A 21,504-nucleotide genomic window follows, 5' to 3' on the forward strand; every position below is an offset into this window, starting at 1 on the left:
TACTATTTCCTAGTGATCTTCCCCCACTGAAAACTCTACTCGCTCAGACAACTCTAAATAACCATCATTACTAAAAAAACCGACAAAATATTTTCCTTGGCTTAATCCTTTAAAATTTACTGTCCCTAGTGTTGCTGGCGTATAACGCCAGTGGTTCGAAACCTGCTCACCAGGCACTTCCCCCATCTGATACACACCAATCCAATCCTTGTTATTACCATTCGATCCAGACCAGCGCACCACAACCGACCCCCCCTCATTCAAGGCACTTTGTTCCAGTTTAAGTTCTACTACCGGCCCAATATAAAAATGAACACGATCAGCAATTTCCTTATAACCATCGTCAGCAAAAAATCCTACATAATACTCACCATCAGCCAAACCATTAAATGTTAATTGCCCAGATGCTTGATTTGCATATGCCCATTGTGTGGATGAAACTGAACCTGGTGCTTGGTTCTTTTTATAAATACCTATCCAGTCTTTTGTATTACTATACCCATTGTTATAAGTAACCGTTACAGCCTCACCTGTGCGATATTTGGTTTTATTTATGCTAATAACCGTCTCACCATTAGTACTATCTGTAACAGTAAAAGTTTTAACTGCAGACCACTCTGACCACTGTACATTTTTATCCCTATGTCTTACCCTGATAAAATAACTACCATTAGGTAAACCCCGCTCGGGGATTGTCCAGCTTAAAATATCTAACCCTGCGTGAATATCTACGGGCTCATAATCAGGTGAACCAGTATCACCATAAATATTTTCAAAATCCCGTATTTTATCAATGTTAAGCTGTTTGAATTCAGTGTCAGTAGCAATTTGAAACTGAGTGCTATTGATTGATTCTGCTTCAATACTGCTAAATGCTGAGCTTTTAAAAGTATATGGCAACTTAATGGAATTGATAATACTATTAACAATGGTTGGACTGTTTGGCTTTACTAAATCTAGCTTGCGATGAAAGGTATCAATCAGACGACTGTTATAGTGAAATCCTCTTGTTTTGTATAATAATGGATGGCCCTCAGCATAAGTTTCTACCGTCATTTCCCTAGTAGCCAAGTTGATATCGATTAATTGCCAAGCCCAATTAGCAATGGTTTTTTGTACATCATCATAATCCACTTCCGTAGATTGCCCCCAATACTGATCCCAGGCAGTACCACCAGAAATCACATGATAAATGGGCCATTCACGCGTTTGACCACGGGCATACAAATGATGATGTCCACTAATATTTAATACGTGTTTTTTGGTACTGGACAGAAGTGCCATCCATTCATTTCGCAAGGTTTTTGAAATATCGCCAATGTACTGTTCTGCCTGGTAAGGATGATGAATAACACTAATTATCCAATCAACATTGTTATCTACATCTGCTTTACTCAACACTTGAGTCAACCAATTTTTCTGTGCAAAATCAGTTTTCATACTATTAAGGTGAATGATCAATAAACGACCTTGTTGATAGGCATAATAGCTTTCATTTGTTGCACCAGAAATACCTTGATAGCTCAAGCCATCGTAGAAAAAATGTGCACGATAGTGCTTCAACTTACCATCAGAGTAATATTCATGATTACCTACTGTCGTCATAATGGGTACATTAGGTGAAATGGCTGCCGACTGGGCAAAATGCAAATTTTCGTAATGGTCTAATGTACCCACATCAACCTGATCACCAACATTAAGTACTAAATTAATACTTTCTTCAATAGGAATAGAGTATTTTTCTTCTAACTTACTTTTAGCTGCTTTCACTAACTGCTCATAGCGATTTTGATTACGAATTTGGTGATCACCCATTACTAAAATACGATAATGACCGGATCTTTCACCGACCTTCGGCTGTGTTCTAAAACGATATACTGCTGAATACTCTTCACCTGTTTTAACTCGATAATGATACAGTGTATCTGGTTGCAAACCAGTAAGTTGAACCCCATGATATCGATAGCCAATAGCAAGTAGTTGATTGTTACCAGTCGCTTTCTGGTTTAAATCAGATGAATTCAAACCATACTCAACTAATGACTCAGCCCCTTTTACCGTTTTCCAAGAAATCCAAATAGAGCTTTCAGTAGGGCTTTGTAAGTAAGGCTTAATTGAAGCCATAGAGATTTTGGAAAACAATATCAACAAAGTCACCATCCCTGCAGATATCACTCTGTATGGTAATTTTTTCATATATCTCTCTTTTATTAAACAGACGTAGTTGGATACTTTATAGTTTTTATTCTTAGTGTAACTACCATATTTAGCAGAGCAGCATTACAGCTAGAAGTTAATCAAGTGACAATTATGCGTCATTTTAGTAAAAAGTAAAAATTATAATTAGATGATAAATTTCTTGCAGAGTGCTTCCAACAAGAAGCAAAAAAAATAACTTAGTGTATTCTCAGCTACTCTTTATACCCTTTATTTATGCCTCTTCTTTCATTTTCTGAAACTGATAAGCACCAACCAGTAAAATCGTACCAACAGCTATCATAACCAGCATTTTATGGAATAATGAATAATCTTGCATATCGTAAAGGACTAATTTCACCGTACATGCAGCAAACAATAGTAATGACAGCCTTAAAATATTTCTGTAGTATTCCTGCAGTGTCATAAATAAAATTACAAGTGCATGTACTAGCAAGGCTATTGTTGTAGCCACAACCAAAATATTACCAAATAGCAAATTAATTATTGCCAAGTAACTAAGCAGTAAAATGCCATGACCCACCCATATTTGAATATTAAATGTTTGGTAGTTTTTCCAAAATATCTTATTTTGATAGCAGCGTTTATGGGTTATATAAAGACCAAGACAGCCATAGAGCACCAAAATAATAATACTAATAGCACTACCTACCTTTGTAGTGAGAAGGTTAGGTATTAATATAAGCAGAAATAATATAAGAATATAGTTTAACTTGAAAACAGCATGCATAAATGCAAATACTGGCTGGTGAAGCAAACAATAAGTCATAACTAACAATGTAGGTAGTAAACTCACAGCTATGTTATTTACAAAACCATAGCTACTTGTAAACCCATAAACTAGTGCCGTTAAACAGAAGCAAAATAAATAATAACCGAGTCCATATGATAACTGGTACTTTGACTGCTTCAATCGCTTAATGGTGAAAGGATGCTCTATTAAAAATAACAAACTTACACTGAGTAAAGTAATAATAATATTGACCAAAGTAGTTATACTAAATACAGTCACTGCTGCTACAAGAGCATTGAATACAGTAATAATAGTAGCAAGATAAAAGATTATATAAAACTCAACAACCAACTGTTTAATCTTTAACAACTGATTTAAACACCAACAAATAACTAACGATATCCAAAAGGCACTAACAATAAACTGTGGATAATGTCGATAAATATGTGGAAGCGGAATAAATGGAACTAGCAAATAAACAATTAATCTTACTGTGTCAGCTGCTTTAGTTAAACGGCTATCTTCTACTGTAGAAGCATATTTATAAAATAAAGGAAATGCCCAACCAGTAAAGAGTAACTCAAACCATGCCATCTTAGTCAGTAATGTTTGATCAGAAAAATGGAATGAGCCTACTTGTATCCCTCCTTTAACAATAGCAATTATAAAACACAATGGATGCAACCAAGCAAAAAGTTCACTTACCTTTAGTTTTAACTTAAGAGATCCAAAAAGTAATACTGCCCAAGGAATAATTGCCAGATTCAACCAAACCAGTTGATACTGTGCTGACACACTCAACAAGAAAAACACTGATAAGCCAATCGCTAATGGCTCAGATAAAATAAGTCGGTATTGCTTATAAAGACTATCATTATCAGGCTTCAGGTAATTAATCAGCACATATAAAAAAGCACTAATAATTATCAAATTAATTGCAAAATTATACCATAATTGACTACCAATGACTGGATACTGGCCAGTAAAAATATGGCTGAGACATAAACTAATAATATCTAAAGCCAAAAACACAGGTATTACTGCATAAGCTATCCCCTGATAAAGGTTAACCAACTTTGTTGAGTTAAGCTTAAATTGGTCAACAAAACTAAGCTGATTAACTAAACTGAAGGCGACTATAACACACAACCAATTGAACCAACTTATCATTGGCTGCGCTAGCCAATAATAAGTTATTTGATTATTTACGCCAAAACTGCTTAGTAAATTAATCGCTGTAATCAAACTAATTACAGGAACTATATAAGCAAGCCATTCGGTCAGCCTTAATTGATAGTATCGGTTACGCCACATCAACCAAACCAGAATAGGTACTGCACTCATTGCCAACCAATTTAAATTACTAATAAAACACACAATTAACCAAGTACAAATGCCAGCTAGACTGACACCTTCATTAGCATAATTTGTAATAATTTTTTCAAATGATTTTTGTTCATCAAGATAGTGCTGATTAAGTTTAAAGCATCCCCAAAGCAAGCCAATAAGTCCCATCAACGGTAGTAACACATCCATAAGCAGGAAGCTTTCACTTAACCAGTCAGCAAAAATAACATCTGCAACTAGCTTTATTAGTGCAATCGCATAAAGAAAATAGCCTTCAATTCTTAGATAGTAAGCTTGGTAATTATGGCCAAAGTAAACTAAAGCTAAACCTTCAACACCCAACAGGATACCAAACCAATTTAGTGGTATTAAGGCAAATAATGCGCAAGCTAATTGCAGTGAGGCTACTAATGAAACAACAGGACCAAGTACAGTAGTTCTCAGGCTAAAATATTGAAATAAAAAGGCCACTATGGCTGCATTTATCAACAATATAACACCAGCTACTAGATTGCTGGCAGGCAAACTAAAACAAGCATAAACAAAGTAAAATAAAATGCTGTTTATAGCAATAAGATCGAATGGTGCTAACGATGACTTAAATTGTTTATTTTCTATACTCCAGTTATAACCGAATAGATAGAAAAAGCCAAACAGAAAGAAGACGCTTGCCAGATTAAAGTTATTCCAAAAATATCCTCCATATTCAAGCAAGCCTAATGTTGTAAATAAAGTAATATTAGCCAGTATACGCCAGCTAATCCGGCAAGCAAGATGCAAGCTGGCTACAGCCAGCAAAAATAAATAAAGAACAAAAGTTTGATCAACAACTATGTTTTCACCTGTTACAATTGGTGAAAGTGATCCTCCTAATAAGGTTACAGTAGCGACTACTTTTGTTTCAAAAATAAGGGCCAGCCCATAAGATACTAATGTAATAATACCAAATATAAGAAAACTGGTTAAGTCACTAACAACTTCAAAATATGGACCAATAAAATAAGTAACTAAATAGTCAATAATAATTCCCAAGCCAATCAAGCTTGAACCATATTCACTAAATGCAGGTTTTTTGATACAAAGCCAGCAGCCAAGGGATGATACTGCAATGCCTGCTAGATAACAGACTACAAATTTTGCGTAAAAGGGTAAAAACTCGGTAAATGAATACTGCAATAAATAGCCAAAGCCTATCACCAGCGTGGTAATACCTGCGGCTGTCATTAAAAATACAGGGGCTTTACCTTGCTCTTGGTAGTGTTTATAGATAAGGGTGATTTGCTCAATTAATCGCGCCAAGGGGCCTATATAAACTACAGCAGAAACCAACCAGTTAAGAGCATCAATGAACTTATTTGATCTTTCCTCAGTGGATTGGGATGTATCTGTGTTTACTTCTGAGCTAAGTGTTACTTGCTGATATATCCCTGTTGCCTGTTCTTCAGCAACGTTTTGCTGGGGTTCTAAATATTGATACTGATCATCTAAAGATGATGCAGATGAAACTTCGGATGCGTCTATTCCAACCTGAGTCGGCTCTTCTAATTGTACATCTTCCAGTTCCAGTTCTACTTGATACTGACTATCCTGTTCAATAGCACTATCACTATAATGACTTTGAGCAGCATCATGGTTTTTAGCTGACAAACTGTCAGATTGCCCTTGTTCAAGTTGTATACTAATGGAATCAAGCTTGGCTGCTAACTGGCTGGCTCTACTGCTAAACTGAGCCTGCAACTCAGCAAGTTCCTTTTTCAACTGGTTTATTTCAGCTTGATAGGCTGATTCATCCATAGTTTACAGTCATCATGTGATTTCCATATCAGTAGGAAAAAAGTATAACCCAATAGTGCAGCAACCACCGCGCCAATCTTTACTTGAGATTATCTTATAAGTGTCATGTTAATTTTTCTTTACTACAATTTGAATTACTCATTATCCCCAATGGAATAGTATTCATCTATTTCAGCACCAGCAAGACAATATTTAATAAGAAAAAAAAGTAATGTATTCAATTATAAAAACAAAAAGATATAAGCTATCAGCATACTTGATATCCATCAACTGCTTTTTATATCAAAGCGTATTAGCTGTTGATCTTCCTGCATCTATGACTAGCGTAAGAAACCCACTTTTAGATGAGGAACAACGAAAGAAGGCTGAAGAAATAAAGAAAAAACAACAGTTCACTCCAGGCCAGGAGCTTAAATATGAGCCAGAAGAAAAGCAGTTCGACGATATTCAATGTATTAATGTTAATAAAGTGAATTTACAAAACGTTGATCTTATTTCTAGCGAAGCACAACGAAAACTAACCAGCCATTATGAAAACGCTTGTCTGACAGCAAAGAAAATCAATCAACTACTTCTAGATATCACTCGTTTTTATATTGAAGGTGGTTATATTACCAGTCGACCTTTAAAGCCCGTTCTAGATGATGACATCAACTTGGTGATTCCCATTGTAGAAGGAAAAATTTCTGAAGTAACCCACGCAAAAGGTAGTCCTGTTAATATTAATACTGCTATTCCAGGATTATATAGAGATACTTTCAATATTAGAGATTTAGAGCAAGGGCTTGACCAAATTAATCGACTAGCTTCTAACGATGTTACTGTTGACTTAGCACCAGGAAGTACCTTTGGTACTAGCAAGCTAGTAGTCAATAACACAGATGAAAAACCATGGCATTTATACATAAGCGGAGATAATTACAGTGAAGGCAGGGAGTCTGGCAGTGTTGGCTTTAGCTACGATAATCTGTTTGGTTTGAATGATAATTTATTTTTGAGTTGGCGCCATCAACTCTGGTTTGCCCGACAGGATAATGAAAGCAAGTCTATAAGTTGGTCTGTTCCCTACGGGTATTGGACTTTCTCTTTATTTGCCAGTGAGTTTGAGTACCTAACACCCATTGAAGACCTATCTGTGGAGCTAGATGCAACAGGCTTTACCAGAGAGCAAGGCGGCAGAGTAGACTATGTAGCTTTTCGTGATCAAAAAAATAAAATCAGTTTCGCTGGGCAATTAACCCATAAAAAAATAAGAAATTTTGTAGATACTCTACTGCTTACTATTAGTAGTCACGACCTGACAATTGCCGACGTTTCTATTAACTGGTTTCGTATAGGGCTTGGAGCCCTGTGGATTTCTGAGCTAGGTTATAGCCAGGGGCTTGGCATTATCGGTGGTGATAACACAGACCCTCCTGACTCTCAGTTTGAAAAATGGCGCTACAGTATCAATGTGATTAAAGCTTTTTCAGATAACTGGCAATTTACTAGCCTGCTTTCAGGGCAATTCAGCCGCGACCTGCTACCAGGCACCGAGCAATTACAAATAGGCAACCCCTATACCGTGAGAGGTTTTAGAGATCAAAGTGCCAGCGCCAGTAAAGGAATTTACTGGCAAAACACTCTTTACGCCCCCTGGGTTAGCTTGATTACAAAAGAACTTCAATGGCGTCCTTATATTGGTTTAGATACTGGTCGAGTGGCTAAAAGTGGTGACATCTCTGCTAGAGAACTTGCTGGTATCACGACAGGAATCACCTTGAATTGGGAACAAACCTCTCAGCTTGATATCCAGCTAGCCCGTTCTTTAAAAAAACCAGACAATTTTAATCAGGAGGGCTGGCATGCATTGATTAGATTTTCCCTTAATTGGTAGAAAAATAAAGAAAATTCAAACACTACTTTTTAATTCCAAAAAAATATTAATTTACAGCGTAAGATTATTTGGATTAGCTCACTCAGTGATATAGTCACAACAACAAATCTTTCATAGGGCTAAGCAGCTTGTTAGCTTTATAATATGTGCGTGATATCACAATATAATTTTTTTATAACATAGCTCACAGCGAATCTGCACTTATAAATTATTGATTTAACCGTATTTTCTCAGTATCTCTCGCATAACATCAATTCACTTTTGCTATTAAAACAACCTAACATTTGCTTATATAAAAACAAATTTTTACTTTTAGTTGTTATCAATCTGATGGATTTCCAGCAATTCAAAATCTATATGTGACAGCTTTCTGACCATTATTTTTCTTAATTAAACATATAGTTTTTTTCTTTTATCGCGTTTATTAAATGATCAGTATACTTCCCATCAAGTTAAACATCTGTATGACTTGAGACCAAAAAATTACCCCTCTTCCAGCTCAAGATCATCCACAGCAAGTTTGAAATATTTTTGGCGCAGACACTTTATCACTGTTTGCTTCCCTAGAAAGTTTTTACTTTGTGGACGGAGAAATAAGCATGAGTAAATTATTACCCGGATTAAGCGGCAAAGGTAAATTAAAGTTAGCAATAGTTGCGGCTCTAGCAACAACTACTCATGCTGTCTTTGCAGGAGGAATTAATCCTGCCAATAGCAATACTACTGTTACCCAGCAAAATGGGGTCGATGTCGTTAATATAGCAAAACCAAATGGCAAAGGCTTATCCCATAATAAGTTCAATAAATATAATGTCAGCCGAGAAGGTGCGATTTTAAATAACGCGACATCTAAGACACACTCACAAATACTAAATAAATCTCTAAAAGCAAATACTAACTTAAACGGCCAAGCTGCCTCAGTTATCTTAAATGAAGTTGTTAGTAAAAATCCCTCTACCATTCTGGGCTTACAAGAAGTATTAGGTAATTCGGCTAAATTAATCATTGCTAACCCTAACGGTATTAGCTGTGATGGTTGTGGTTTTATTAATACACCAAATGCCACATTAGCTGTTGGTAAACCTACTATTAGTGATGGTGAAATAAAGTCATTCAATGTTAATAATCAAAATTCCAGCCTACATGTAACAGGTAATGTGTCAGCGGCAGATACTGTACTGAACCTGGTTGCACCGAAAGTTACAGTTAACGGTCAAGTTAAGGCAGGTAAAGAGCTTAATATAATTGCTGGTTTAAACCAGGTAGATTACGATCAGCAGTCTGGGGCTATTAAGTCTATTAAACCGTTAACCCAAGCGGTTAGCAGTTTTGATGCTCAGCTGTTAGGTGCCATGCAAGCAGGCCGCATTCGAATAGTGAATACTGCTCAAGGTGCGGGTGTTAACTTAAGTGGTACTCATATTCAGGCCGATGAGTCAATCTCTATAGCTTCTGCAGGTAATATAAATATTGAAGCAAAAAAAACAAATAACAATCAATCTATACAGAGAGCCAAGCTGCAGAGTGGGGAGAAAATTGATTTAATAGCCAAAGACAATATTAATCTGAAGGCAGCAACTGTAGAATCAAAAAATATAAAAATAGCTGCTGATAAGCAGGTTAACCTTAACAGTTTATCTACAATCGAAACTAATACTAAAAGAGACTATCAATTACATGAAGATTTCGCCGGCACAGATATTGGAGAAACAACAACTACAAATACCCAAACAATAAAGCGTAGTCACACTACTCAGCTAGCTGCAATAGGTGATATTAATATTAACGCTGGCAGCAAAGCAACATTAGATGGATCTAACTTAACAGCAGGCAATAGTATTAATCTAACTGCCGAGAATGATATCAAGCTAAACTCTGTAGAAAACACTATTGAGACCAATATAGATTTTTATGAGTGGAATAGGCTATATGAAAAAAACACTAGTGATAATACTAAAACCGTAAGCAAACAAGGTGTTATTATTAATGCAGGTAAAAATATTGCCTTTAATTCAGAAGGCAATTTAGAGGCTAATGGCGCCAGGCTTAATGCTGAAAACAGCATTAAATCACAGACAAAAGGAAGTATTATTTTAACTGATAGCTTAAATAGCCACTCAAACTCATACTCTTTAAGAACAAAGAACGAAGGCTGGTCATTAACAAGTAGAAAGCAAGATAGAAATCAAGTAAGTAGAGATTTAAATAGAACCAGTCTTGTAGCAGGCAACAATATTGATCTTAATGTAAATGACTCAGTTAAGCTTTCAGCAGCCCATGTGGTTTCTGATGGTAGTATTAATATTTTAGCTGGAAATAATTTAACTGCTGAAGGTGCAGAAATTAGTGCAAAAAATAATTTTCATGCTAATACTCAAGGAGGAGTCGAACTCATTGGTCGTGTTATTACTTCATCAAATAAGAATAAGTCAAGTAATTCTGATGGTTTCACAAGCCAAACTTCAAATAATCAAAATACTAAACAAACGGTTAGTCGAACAACAGTTTCTGCAGGAGAAAATCTAGCCATTCAATCAGATAAATCAATAACCCTTGCTGCAACTGAATTATCTGCTGAAGGAAACATAATTCTTGATGCCAATGATGATGTAAACATCACTACTCGCCAATACAGTCAAACCAGTAGCCAAAATTCATATAGCGGCGATACGGTAGGTGGAGCCTTTTGGGGCTCTTCAGGTAGCTCAAATCGCGATGATATGCTAAATGAACGGTCTACAGTTCAGGCTGGTGGTGAACTATTCATCAATGCTGAAGACAATATCCGCATTCAAGGCAGTACTGTTTCAGGAGAGAAAGGCGCATATGCATTAACTGAAAAAGAGTCAATTACTATCGATAATGCAACAAATGTCAGCGAAGCAGATCTGTCAGAGTATAAAAACCGTTTCATTGGTATAGCAACTTCTAATAAAGACTCTGATACAAGAAAAACAGAAGCAGTTGGGTCAGAGGTTTTATCTGATACAAACATTCAACTATCAAGTGCCAAAGATTCTCAAATAGTGGGTAGCCTGGTAAAAGCAGCTAAAGACCTAAACATTAAAGCGATAGGTGATATTATTATTGAAGCTGCTTTCAATACTGATTCATCTAACACGAATACTGATAGCACTACATTTTTTGCCGAAGGAAATGTAAATGATGATGCAGGTGAGGCTAGTGGTACTATTGGCATAAAGGTCACTAATACTGTTGAAGAAAATGATAAATCAACAGTTGTCAAAGGTGGTTTAGCTGCGGGAAACAACATTAATATAGAAACCAAAGAAACCTTTAAAACTAACGGTGCTGATTTAACTGCAACCAATAACATTGCTGTAACCGCAAAAGAAATTGATAACCAAGCAACATACAATACTGAAACTAATAGTCAAGAAACGACAGAAACGACAGCAGGTGTTACCTACTATGCTGGGGTAGAGCGTGTTGGTAATGACTTTAACGTTAATTACAATAATGAAAAATCTACTCAGTCTGCTTCTAATGCGGTAGTGAATACTTTTAATGCAGGTGGAAATATTCAGCTTAATGCAGAGAATAATATTGTTGATCAAGCCAGTAACATCAATGCTGGTGGCAGCATAGAGCTATCTGCTAAAAATATTGAACAAACTGCTGTTCAAAACACCAATACAGTTACTACTACATCAGAAACTGGCTTTGGCAGCATAGGGTTTACCATCAACCCTAGCCTAAAAACAGTTTATGATGATCAAGTTAAAGATATTAGAAACGGTGTTTTACCCACCTCTATTGAAACTCAACACATTGATCCTGATTTTGGCTTTAACCTAGCTGGTGGATATGACCAAAGCAACAGCCAAACAACCAATAAAGCGGCGGTTTCTGGCACTCTTAGTGGCAAGCAAGTTATTTTAACGGGCAAGAACCTAATTCTAGAGGGCTCAAACCTTAAGACAACTTCAGGTGATATAGTCATCAATGCAGATCAATACAACCACATAGCAGCATACAATTCAGCTATTTCTTCATCATTTGCTGAGGGTGGTTCTGGTAGTACACGTCTTGCAACGCAAACTACTAAAGACCTTCGTGTCACGGCTAAAGGCGAATACCATTGGAATAACGGTTCCAGTGAAGATATTACTGCTGTTATGGGAAGTATTAATGCCAAAGGTGGCAACGTATTATTTAATGTGGGTGAAGGTTATCTAGAAGGCGTCGACATATCTGCTGGCAGTGATGTTTTAGGTGTTTCAGAAAATAATTTTACTTTTGCAACGGCAAAAAATACCTCAACTTCATCAGATCGCACATTTAAGGCAGGTGGTGAGTTAAGCTTTAAGATTGGCAAAAATAAAAAAGGAGATGTATGGACAGACCAACTATCAGATAATCTATTTGGTAAAGCCAAAAATAAAGCAACAAACTTATTTTCTTCAAAATCGAATAAACCTTCAAAGTTTGGACAACTGAAAGATAAAGTGACTTCAAGCAGTGTTTATAAAAAAGGTACTGAAGTTGCTTCTAAAACTAAACAAAATATTGATGATACAAGAGTAAAGTCAACTAAGGGATTTGGCATTGCCGGCAACTATGAAGACAAAATAGCAACAAAGTCATCAACCACTCACAAAGTTGGTACTATAACAGCAGGTGGTGATATTCGTTTCACTGCTAAAAATGGTGATATTACCTTAGAAGCTACTCAAGTTAATGTAGAAGGTAAAACAGACTTTATTGCTGAAAAAGGCAGTACTGAATTATTGGCTGTTTATGATTCAGAAAGCAGTAATGTATCTCATCACAAGGTTGCAGCTGAGTTAGGTATTAAGGCTGATAATGATGAAGCTAACATAAGAGGCAAAGAGAATACTAACGCTACTGATAAGAGTGACTCTGACCAAAAAGATAAAAATGAGCTTGCTTCAAAAGATCAATCTGAAGACGATAAGACACAATCAAAAGATACAAACAAAAAAGACAAATCAAAAAGTTTGAAGAATGGCGCCTTCAATAAGCTTAAACGAGCTAAAAGCTTTGCAAATATTGGCGCCGATATACAATGGAATGATACTGAGTCAGACAGTCAAACCGCTATTGTTAGTAATATAAGCTCTAAGCAGGGAATCAATATCGTCTCTGGTGAAGATAAAACTGTTATCCAAGGTGCTAATATTGCAGCTGGCTCTGATGCAAAAGTCACACTAACAGGTAAAGATGGTGTTGATTTTCAAGCAATTACCAATACCAGCTTTATCAATGAAAACATCAATAATGCAGGTTTAGGTATAGAACAGAAAAAAGATGTTGTTTCTATTAACAGCGACCATAAAGCATTGGATAATTTTATTGTAAAAAGGAAAACCAAGCCTTTTACTAAACATAAGCTAACTAATGAACGAACCAGTGGATTAAACTTAGAGTTTAGCCGCGCCGACTATACAACAACAGAGCAACAAGCTGGCTCAATGAGTGGTGGTGCAATTGAAGTTACTACTAACAATGGTGATATAACCTTCATCGGCACTGATATTAACGCAAACTCTTTGAAAGTACGCGCTAAAAACTTTACTCATGAAGCCACCACATCAACAGTGAAAGGTAATGGCTGGAATGCTAAATTAGCCGTTAACCCTTTAGAAGCAACACTCATTGATGACCGAATCAGCAGTTTAGATAAAGCTGAGAAAGCTAAGGCTGAGGGAAGAAACTACAAAAATGGTATTGGTGGTGGCTATGACAAAAGAGATGTAGTCACACGCAAGGGTGGTCATGTTCAGGTTAATAACATTGATCTACAAATTGATAACAATGCTCGATTTGTCGGTACTCATTTAAGTGCAAACCAAGGGCAAGTGTCAGCTGAAAATATACAGCTAGATGCGTCTACTTCAACACACCAGCAATTTAAAGTGCAAGCAGACTTCGCCTTAGGCTTAGAAAGTAAAACGGGTGTTGAATACAAGGATATCGACCGAGTAAATCACCAAGGCAGCCAGCTGCAAATTAGTGAAGGCAAAGTAACTGTAAATAATGACTTAGTTTTAACGAATGCTACTGTTACTGGTAATACTGACATAAAAGTGGGTGGTGATTTAACAGCAACTAGCCTGAAAAGCAAAGATATCAGCACTGAAGTCGATACTTCTGTAGAAGTAAAAAGACCTGCAGGAACCATTACTTTTGCTGATGCGGCAGAGAAAAATCTGCCTATCTTAAATATAATTAGACAGGTTAAAGATTTGTTAACTTATCAGTTCGATGCCAAAGCCGATATTAAAACCAGCAATTCTCATGCAGTAGAACAAGCTGCAGGAATAAAGGCTAAGCAGTTAACTGTTGGCGGTGATGCTACTTTAACAGGAACCACAGTTGCAGCCGACTCAGTTGATGTTGATGGCAGTATCCAGACAACTAACGTTTCTGGGTCAGTGAATAAAACTGAAGCGACAGGTAATATTTCATTAGGCTTACAGCCTATAGTTGACCGAGTTAAGCAAGCTTCTACTGATATTTCTACAGGTAAAACAGTTGGAGATGCACTAAAAGCAGCAACTGAAGTACAGTCACCTGTCACTTATGCAACAGAAAAGCACCAACAAACGGTCATGTCTGAGCTGGTTTCCAAAAAGTAACTGACTTGAACCAGCAACATAATGACTTTTTGGGGCGGCGATCTATTATCAACGCCCCATAAACCCATAAAAAATAATTGATGACTGATACTACTTAGCAACGATAATAAAACCAATTCAAGCTGACTGGATCAAGTCAGAACAGCTATTAGCCGGATGGAGGTAAATGCCAGGAAAGCATTTATAAAAAATGATTAATGAAGGATTTAGAACCAAGACATATTACCAAATTTATCAGCCAAACTTTTTGCTATAGCTCTAATCTATCCCTTTGCCCAATTAAAGAAACCACCTCACATTCAAGGGGTTTCATCTACACTGTAATCAGTGAGTACAGAATTGGTAGTTATTCTGATGAAACTAAAGCAAGCTGTTTGTGGGTTAAGTTTAATACTTGCAGCTCAAGTATTTGCAGCAAGTCAAACAACTGTACAATTAGAAATCCCTAAAGACTGGAAAGTTGATATCCCTCCTGTAAAGGAAGAACTAACCAGCACAAACGCCAAAAAAGTGTGGGTTGCCTTAGAGGAGTCTACCTTTGTTGAGATCGAGCAGCCTAACACAGATGTCATGTTCGTCATTGGTTTATTAGCCAAAGCTAACTTGCCAATAAAAGCAAAAGACCCTTTATCCTTTCAGCAGGAAACTATCAAAATTGAACATAAAACTCCCTTATCAGGGCCAACTTCTATCAAGCTTGATAATGTGCCTTTTTCTACATTTAATGTAAAAGTAAAAGGCGCCAAACAAAAAGTGTTTTTCGAGTCTCACTATATTGGCTTTGTCGGAGACCATATTCTCCAAATTTATACTTCATGTCTGTCAATTCAAGCTTGTGCTCCAGCCAATAAAGCAATTGCCCAGCTAAAAATCAATTAAATCAAAGACGACTTGCTTCACCTGACTGGTAACGTCAACTTCAAGTAATTTATTGGATATACCCTTGACCCTAGAGCTAACTCTAAGGTTTATACTGCCAGGGTGATTAGCTATACCAGAGTGACTATCAACAACTCTCACTAAAATACTGACAACACTTTGGTAATATTGGAGGACCTACAGTGACAGTCGCTACCCAGTTTTGGATACTATTTACTGAGTCAGCCCCTTGGTTATTATTAGGCTTTTTTATGGCTGGCCTAATTAAAGTATTTCTCCCCCCCGCATGGGTGGAGAAACACCTTAAACGCGGCCGCTTTAGTAGTGTTTTTAAAGCCGCATTCATTGGGGCACCATTACCTCTATGCTCTTGCGGAGTTATTCCAGCAGCAATAGGTGTTCGTCGAGCAGGAGCATCAAAAGGTGCCACTACCGCATTTATGGTAGCAACCCCAGAAACAGGCGTCGATTCCGTTAGCTTGTCTTATGCAATGATGGGCCCCATTATGGCAATTGCCAGGCCTATTGCAGCTATTTTTAGTGCAATAACTTCTGGCATTCTTGTTACTTTATTTGAAAATAAATTAAATGAAGATCTCTCTAGTAGCTCAAGCTGTAGTAGTTGCTGTACACAAAAAAATAAACCCAGCTGCCAAAATAACAACAATAATCAGGTTAAAAAAGCGAATTCACTGTATCAAAAATTAATAGCTGCTTTAAAGTTTGCTACAACTGACTTACTGGCTGACACCGCAGGCTGGCTACTCATTGGCTTACTGGGCGCTGCTTTGATAACTAGTTATGTGCCACAAACTTTTTTCTTAGAATGGGGTAATGGTGTAATTGCCATGGCAGTTATGGTGCTAATTGGCATTCCCATGTACATTTGCGCAACAGCTTCCACCCCTCTAGCAGCGGGTTTAATGTTAGCTGGTATTTCACCAGGCGCTGCTCTGGTATTTATGCTCGCAGGCCCTGCCACTAATATTGCTACCCTAGGAGTAATTGGCCGAGAGCTTGGCAAACGTTCACTCGTTGCATGTTTAATTGGCGTTATTAGCACAGCTATTTTCAGTGGTTTAGCCCTAGATGCCACTATAAACTATTTTGGCTGGTCAATAGCATTAGCGGGTAACCAAAGCCATCATATATCAGGAATAGGCTGGGAAACCTTCATGGCATTATTATTGGCTGGTTTAATGGCTAGAGTATATTGGCAGAAAATGAGAAGGCAATATCTGCCGTCTTTAATGAATATAACCAAGGCGTAGGTTTAATATCGTTAGCCTTCCAACGCAGTCCGAATGGAAGGCTATTTTATTGTGAGCCCCCCTATTGTGCATAAAGTGCAATATGAGGCTTTAGCTCTTTATTAACCCGCTTTAATAGATGTAGCTCAAAATAGGGATTAACCTGACGAGTTCGAGTTTTTAATAATGCCGCCAGCCACCTTGAATCCTTCATCGAACGAGTAGTGACCACTGCTCGGGCGTTCTCTTTAACCATTTGATCGACAATACTATCCAGCACATAACGCACATCGAATAAACGATCTTGGACTTCATTCTGGTTTAAAATAATTATATTGAGCAGAACTGAGTTAATATCTTGAGGTAACTCAGCTAATACCTTACGCTGCTCATCACTCAGTGACTCAAACAGCGTTTTCGCTATTAGAGAATCATCTCCTTCGGCTGCAGGCTGAATAATTGTTACTCGGCCAGTTGTCTTATTATTTCTAACTGCAGCTGCCACTTGTGCTTGCACTTGCTGCCGAATTTGAGTAACTAGCTCTTTCCCACCCGCAATATCAGGTAGCACTTGTTGAGCCACATTTGCATAGTATAAAGCTTTAGCTTGATTGTTCTGACTATATTCATGATAAGCCACTCTCATCAAGCGGCTGGCAAGAGTTTGTTTTAAGTTACTCAGCTCCGGATGATCAGGCTGCTCCCTCTCCAGTTGGTGGAGAGTCGTTAATGCACTATTTGAGACAGGCTTAGTTAAATTGCCAGTTTCTATCAAGCGTTTAATTTTATTAGCCAGTTGATCAGTTTCCAGCTGGATTTTAGCCACGCGATGGTCTGGCTCAGCTTGTACAGCTGTAAGATTGGTTTGCACAGCTACTGACTTACTTACCACCTTAGCTTGTGTGGTTTGAGAGCCTATTGGCGACTGCTTTTGTACAGGCGTAGTTATCTGACAGCCCACTACCAAGGCAGTAATGCCAATAAGAATTTGCTGACTCACTGCCTTTAAAGCAAACTTTTTCATAGCCCCGGGAAAACTTAACTGGTACACAAAATTATCTTTCTTTTGCTTGGTTTGAGCAACGCTCAAAGTTTATCTTATTTTAGTGTGTATACGCAGAGCTAACTAACTATTGATTAACGCTCTTAATCTTATTGAAGCGCTTCTCATGTAAAATGCACTGCTAGGATATAACCAATGAAAGTAACAAAATGTCGAGATATCTAATTGAGCTATATAAAGTGCTAGGTCAAATAATCAAGCATTTGGTTGATTAATTTAGCTGTGCACTTTTAGCTGAATACCTCATGTCATTGTTAAATAAACAGCCAATCAACATAAAGTTAAACTGGATTACATAATACCTTATCTAAGCAAACCTTTAAATCTATGACTGGCTTTATTTGTGTAACAAACCTTTAAGCTAACAATTATTCTACTCTTTTTAGGCTCTTCTTAAATAACTGTGACAAAGTTGGCATAATTGCAGCCAACAAAAATAATGCTCCTGCACACACTACGATTGTAGGACTTGTTTGTGTGTCCCAATGATAAGAAACCAACAGCCCACTAAATACAGCTAAGCTTCCTATTAGGCTAGCTCCAACAGCCATCCACTCAGGTGTTTTAGCAAAGCGCTGAGCTGTTGCAGCAGGGATAATCATTAGCGATGTTATCAATAACATCCCAACTATTTTCATCGCCACAGCAATGACTAACGCAATTAATAGCATCAGTGCTAACCGCAACCACGCGACAGGCAGCCCTTCGACTTTAGCAAGGTCTTCATCCACGGTGATTGCAAGAAAAGGTTTCCATAGTAAATAAAGCACCACCAAAACAAGTGCTCCGCCAGCAATAATCCAAACAATATCTGTTTTAGTCGCTGCCAGCAGTTCTCCAAACAAATATCCCATTAAATTGTCACTAATCTCTGTGCTATCCATCAAGCTGATTGTAACTAAGCCTAAAGACAAAGAAGTATGCGCCAAAATACCTAATAAGGTATCTGAAGCAATCATCTGCTTCTGCTGCAACGAAACCAATAATATAGCTAGCAATAAACAAACTATTATCACAGCCAGAGTAAGATTTACCTGCAACAAAAAGCCCAATGCCACCCCTAATAGAGCAGAGTGAGCCAAAGTATCACCAAAATACGCCATTCGTCGCCACACAATAAACGACCCTAATGGCCCTGCCACAATTGCTACGCCTATCCCAGCCAGCAAGGCATCACTTAATAACCAAAAAAAATCAACCATATAACTTGCTGTTATTTAATTTATGCTAGTGAATTTGATGTTTATAAAGTCTTTGAGTTAATGACTTTGCCATCAACTCCGTGTTTGTGGTCATGATGGTGGGTATATACAGCTAACTCTTTTTCTGGCTCACCAAACAGTGCTAAATATTCAGGATGGCTACTTATTTGCGAAGGAGAGCCTGAGCAACAGATATGACGATTCAAACAAACTACCCGATCAGTTGCAGCCATCACTAAATGCAAATCATGGGAAACCATCAAAACCCCACATCCTGTTTCATTGCGAATTGACTTAATAAGCTGATAAAGCTCTTTCTGGCCATTGATATCTACCCCTTGAACTGGCTCATCAAGCACCATCAATTGAGGTTTTCTCAACAGTCCACGTGCAAGCAGAATACGTTGCATCTCACCACCAGACACTTTTTGAACCGGGCTCTTCTGCAGTCGTAATACACCCACTCGCTCTAACACTGCTGTAATTTCTTTAGTTGAATAACGACCTGCTAATGCTAAAAAACGCTCTACTGTGAGAGGGAAAGTAGGCTCGATATGCAGCCGTTGAGGCATATAACCAATGCGCAAATTATGCAGCTGAAATCGTTCACCACTGCCTGGATCAACTAGCCCCAATACCAATTTAACTAAGGTGGTTTTTCCGGCACCGTTGGGGCCAATCAAGGTTACAATTTCCCCTTGATGCAGAGTTAAGTTAACACCTTGCAATATTTGCCGCTGCTGAAAGCTAACATCAATATTGGTTAAAGAAACAAGTAACTTAGCCATATGTTAATTAATCAGGTACATTTGATTGCTCTTCCTGACAGTTAGGGCACAGCCCTACCACTTCAACAGTTTCATTTTCCACCGTAAACCCAGCTTGCTGAGCAAACAGATTCAGCTCTTTAGCTAGTGTATTGCTATTAATTTCCATAGCGATTGCGCAATTACGACAAATGAGAAAATAGCTCCGATGCTGATGCTCAGGCATAGGACAGCCAATAAAAGCATTAAGCGAGCTGATTCGATGGACTAAGCCTTGTTCTTGAAGAAAATCAAGCGCTCGGTATACCGTAGGAGGGGCTGCTTTTTTTCCTGACTGGTCAGAAAGCAATGCTAAAATGTCATAAGCACCCAGTGGTTTATGACTCTGCCAAACCAGCTCCAGTACTTGACGGCGCAACTCTGTTAGCTTAACGCCACTTTTCTTACACAGCTCATCAGCCCGCTCCAGTGCATCTTCAATACACTGACCATGGTCGTGAGGAGTAAGCAGTAAAGTTTGTTTATCAAATCTAGACATAGTGACTAAGTTATTGTCTAATTAGCGTTATAGTATAACATTTCATACAGATGCTAAACAAAAGTCTTGCTAAACACTTTTCTTTAAGCAACACATTTTGTCAGTAATGGTGATGGCAAATGCAAGCGTTTTAGCTGAATGCTTGTGAGTTGCGATATGGAGCTAGGATTTTGTTCAACACTCAACAAGTTAAGCAATTAGTATTAGGTTTTATCCGATTGATAGCCATTATCTGTCTTCCTAGCCTGTGTTTAACCTGGCAAACAGCCGCACAAAGCGCCGTTTCTGACAAGGCCCAGCCAGCAATCAACATTTTGGTATCAGTAAAGCCTATCCAACTTATTGCTAAAGCAATTACTGGCAATATTACAACACCAAATGTATTAGTACCTGTTTCAGCCTCACCACACCACTACTCGCTGAAGCCATCAGATCTTACCAAAATTCGCCAAGCAGATGTGGTTTTTTGGATCGGTCCTCAAATGGAAGTGTTTTTACAAAAGCCTCTGGCTAAGCGCTCACTTAACCAGCCAACAGTCTCTTTAATGGACCTAGAGGCATCAGTAACAGGCTTGGCTCCAGTTAACCATCAACAACACCACGATCATCATCACCATAGCTATGCCAGTAAACTACATATATGGCTAGACCCAAAACAGGCACTACGAGCAGCCCACACAATCGCCAACACACTATCTGATCTATATCCTAACTATCGCAGTCAATGGCAAACTAACCTTACCCTGTTTGCTGATCAGCTAAGAAAAACTGACCTTAACAACCAGCAACTGCTTTCAACTGTTAATCACAAAGGTTTTTTTGTGTTGCATGATGCTTATGGTCTACTAGCAGAACATTACCAACTCAATATTATTGATAATGTCACAACAACACCTGACCAGTTGTCTAGTACTCGCCATATCATCCAATTAAGAAAGAAATTATCCTCTGCAGGTAAAACATGCTTGTTTCTTGAGCCTCAGTTCTCGCCAAGAATAGTAACCAAGTTAACCCAAGGGCTTCCTATTAAAAAAGCCGTTTTAGACCCACTTGCCATTGAACAAGCCGTTAGTCAGGATGGTTATATAAACTACCTACAAACCCTGGCAGGAAACCTTCATTACTGTTTATCAACAACTGGCTAAAGGGCTCTTTTAAAACCCTTTCAATAAACTGTCACACGAAACCAACAAACAATTGCTAGCCTTTAAGTTT

General features: G+C 37.8%; 11 protein-coding genes. 5 read left to right on the plus strand and 6 right to left on the minus strand.

What is annotated here, in order from left to right:
- Positions 1-9: 9 nt before the first annotated feature.
- Both OQE68_RS10890 and OQE68_RS10895 read right to left on the minus strand, forming a co-directional pair.
- Positions 10-2,196 carry a purple acid phosphatase family protein gene (locus OQE68_RS10890; protein ID WP_180566582.1) on the minus strand — a complete coding sequence of 729 codons (2,187 nt, stop codon included), beginning with the start codon at positions 2,194-2,196 and terminating at the stop codon, positions 10-12.
- Between the two features lie 235 nt (positions 2,197-2,431).
- Positions 2,432-6,091, minus strand: coding sequence for a DUF2339 domain-containing protein (locus OQE68_RS10895; protein WP_180566583.1), 3,660 nt, complete (start codon positions 6,089-6,091; stop codon positions 2,432-2,434).
- 211 nt (positions 6,092-6,302) lie between these two features.
- On the opposite strand from OQE68_RS10895, the gene OQE68_RS10900 reads away from it, so the two are divergent.
- The 4 genes from OQE68_RS10900 to OQE68_RS10915 all read left to right on the plus strand — a co-directional run bounded on the left by OQE68_RS10900 (position 6,303) and on the right by OQE68_RS10915 (position 16,740).
- A complete protein-coding gene (locus tag OQE68_RS10900; protein WP_180566584.1) occupies positions 6,303-7,967 on the plus strand; it encodes a ShlB/FhaC/HecB family hemolysin secretion/activation protein in 1,665 nt (554 codons plus the stop codon).
- 599 nt (positions 7,968-8,566) lie between these two features.
- Positions 8,567-14,590, plus strand: coding sequence for a hemagglutinin repeat-containing protein (locus OQE68_RS10905; protein ID WP_180566585.1), 6,024 nt, complete (start codon positions 8,567-8,569; stop codon positions 14,588-14,590).
- Positions 14,591-14,944: 354 nt separating this feature from the next.
- Complete coding sequence (locus tag OQE68_RS10910; RefSeq protein WP_180566586.1) at positions 14,945-15,469, plus strand: hypothetical protein; 525 nt, start codon at positions 14,945-14,947, stop codon at positions 15,467-15,469.
- A gap of 182 nt (positions 15,470-15,651) precedes the next feature.
- On the plus strand, positions 15,652-16,740 hold the full coding sequence (locus OQE68_RS10915; RefSeq protein ID WP_180566587.1) for an SO_0444 family Cu/Zn efflux transporter: 1,089 nt from the start codon (positions 15,652-15,654) through the stop codon (positions 16,738-16,740).
- A gap of 61 nt (positions 16,741-16,801) precedes the next feature.
- Here the strand turns inward: OQE68_RS10915 and OQE68_RS10920 are convergent, their stop codons facing one another.
- The 4 genes from OQE68_RS10920 to OQE68_RS10935 all read right to left on the minus strand — a co-directional run bounded on the left by OQE68_RS10920 (position 16,802) and on the right by OQE68_RS10935 (position 20,289).
- A complete protein-coding gene (locus OQE68_RS10920; protein ID WP_180566588.1) occupies positions 16,802-17,743 on the minus strand; it encodes a hypothetical protein in 942 nt (313 codons plus the stop codon).
- A 407-nt stretch (positions 17,744-18,150) separates the two neighbouring features.
- On the minus strand, positions 18,151-18,984 hold the full coding sequence (gene znuB / locus OQE68_RS10925; RefSeq protein WP_180566589.1) for a zinc ABC transporter permease subunit ZnuB: 834 nt from the start codon (positions 18,982-18,984) through the stop codon (positions 18,151-18,153).
- Positions 18,985-19,025: 41 nt separating this feature from the next.
- Positions 19,026-19,772, minus strand: coding sequence for a zinc ABC transporter ATP-binding protein ZnuC (gene znuC / locus OQE68_RS10930; RefSeq protein WP_180566590.1), 747 nt, complete (start codon positions 19,770-19,772; stop codon positions 19,026-19,028).
- A gap of 7 nt (positions 19,773-19,779) precedes the next feature.
- Positions 19,780-20,289 carry a Fur family transcriptional regulator gene (locus OQE68_RS10935; protein ID WP_180566591.1) on the minus strand — a complete coding sequence of 170 codons (510 nt, stop codon included), beginning with the start codon at positions 20,287-20,289 and terminating at the stop codon, positions 19,780-19,782.
- Positions 20,290-20,459: 170 nt separating this feature from the next.
- On the opposite strand from OQE68_RS10935, the gene OQE68_RS10940 reads away from it, so the two are divergent.
- On the plus strand, positions 20,460-21,434 hold the full coding sequence (locus tag OQE68_RS10940) for a zinc ABC transporter substrate-binding protein (RefSeq protein ID WP_180566592.1): 975 nt from the start codon (positions 20,460-20,462) through the stop codon (positions 21,432-21,434).
- Positions 21,435-21,504: the final 70 nt, after the last annotated feature.

This window comes from Spartinivicinus marinus (assembly GCF_026309355.1).
In the GTDB taxonomy this organism is placed as follows: domain Bacteria; phylum Pseudomonadota; class Gammaproteobacteria; order Pseudomonadales; family Zooshikellaceae; genus Spartinivicinus; species Spartinivicinus marinus.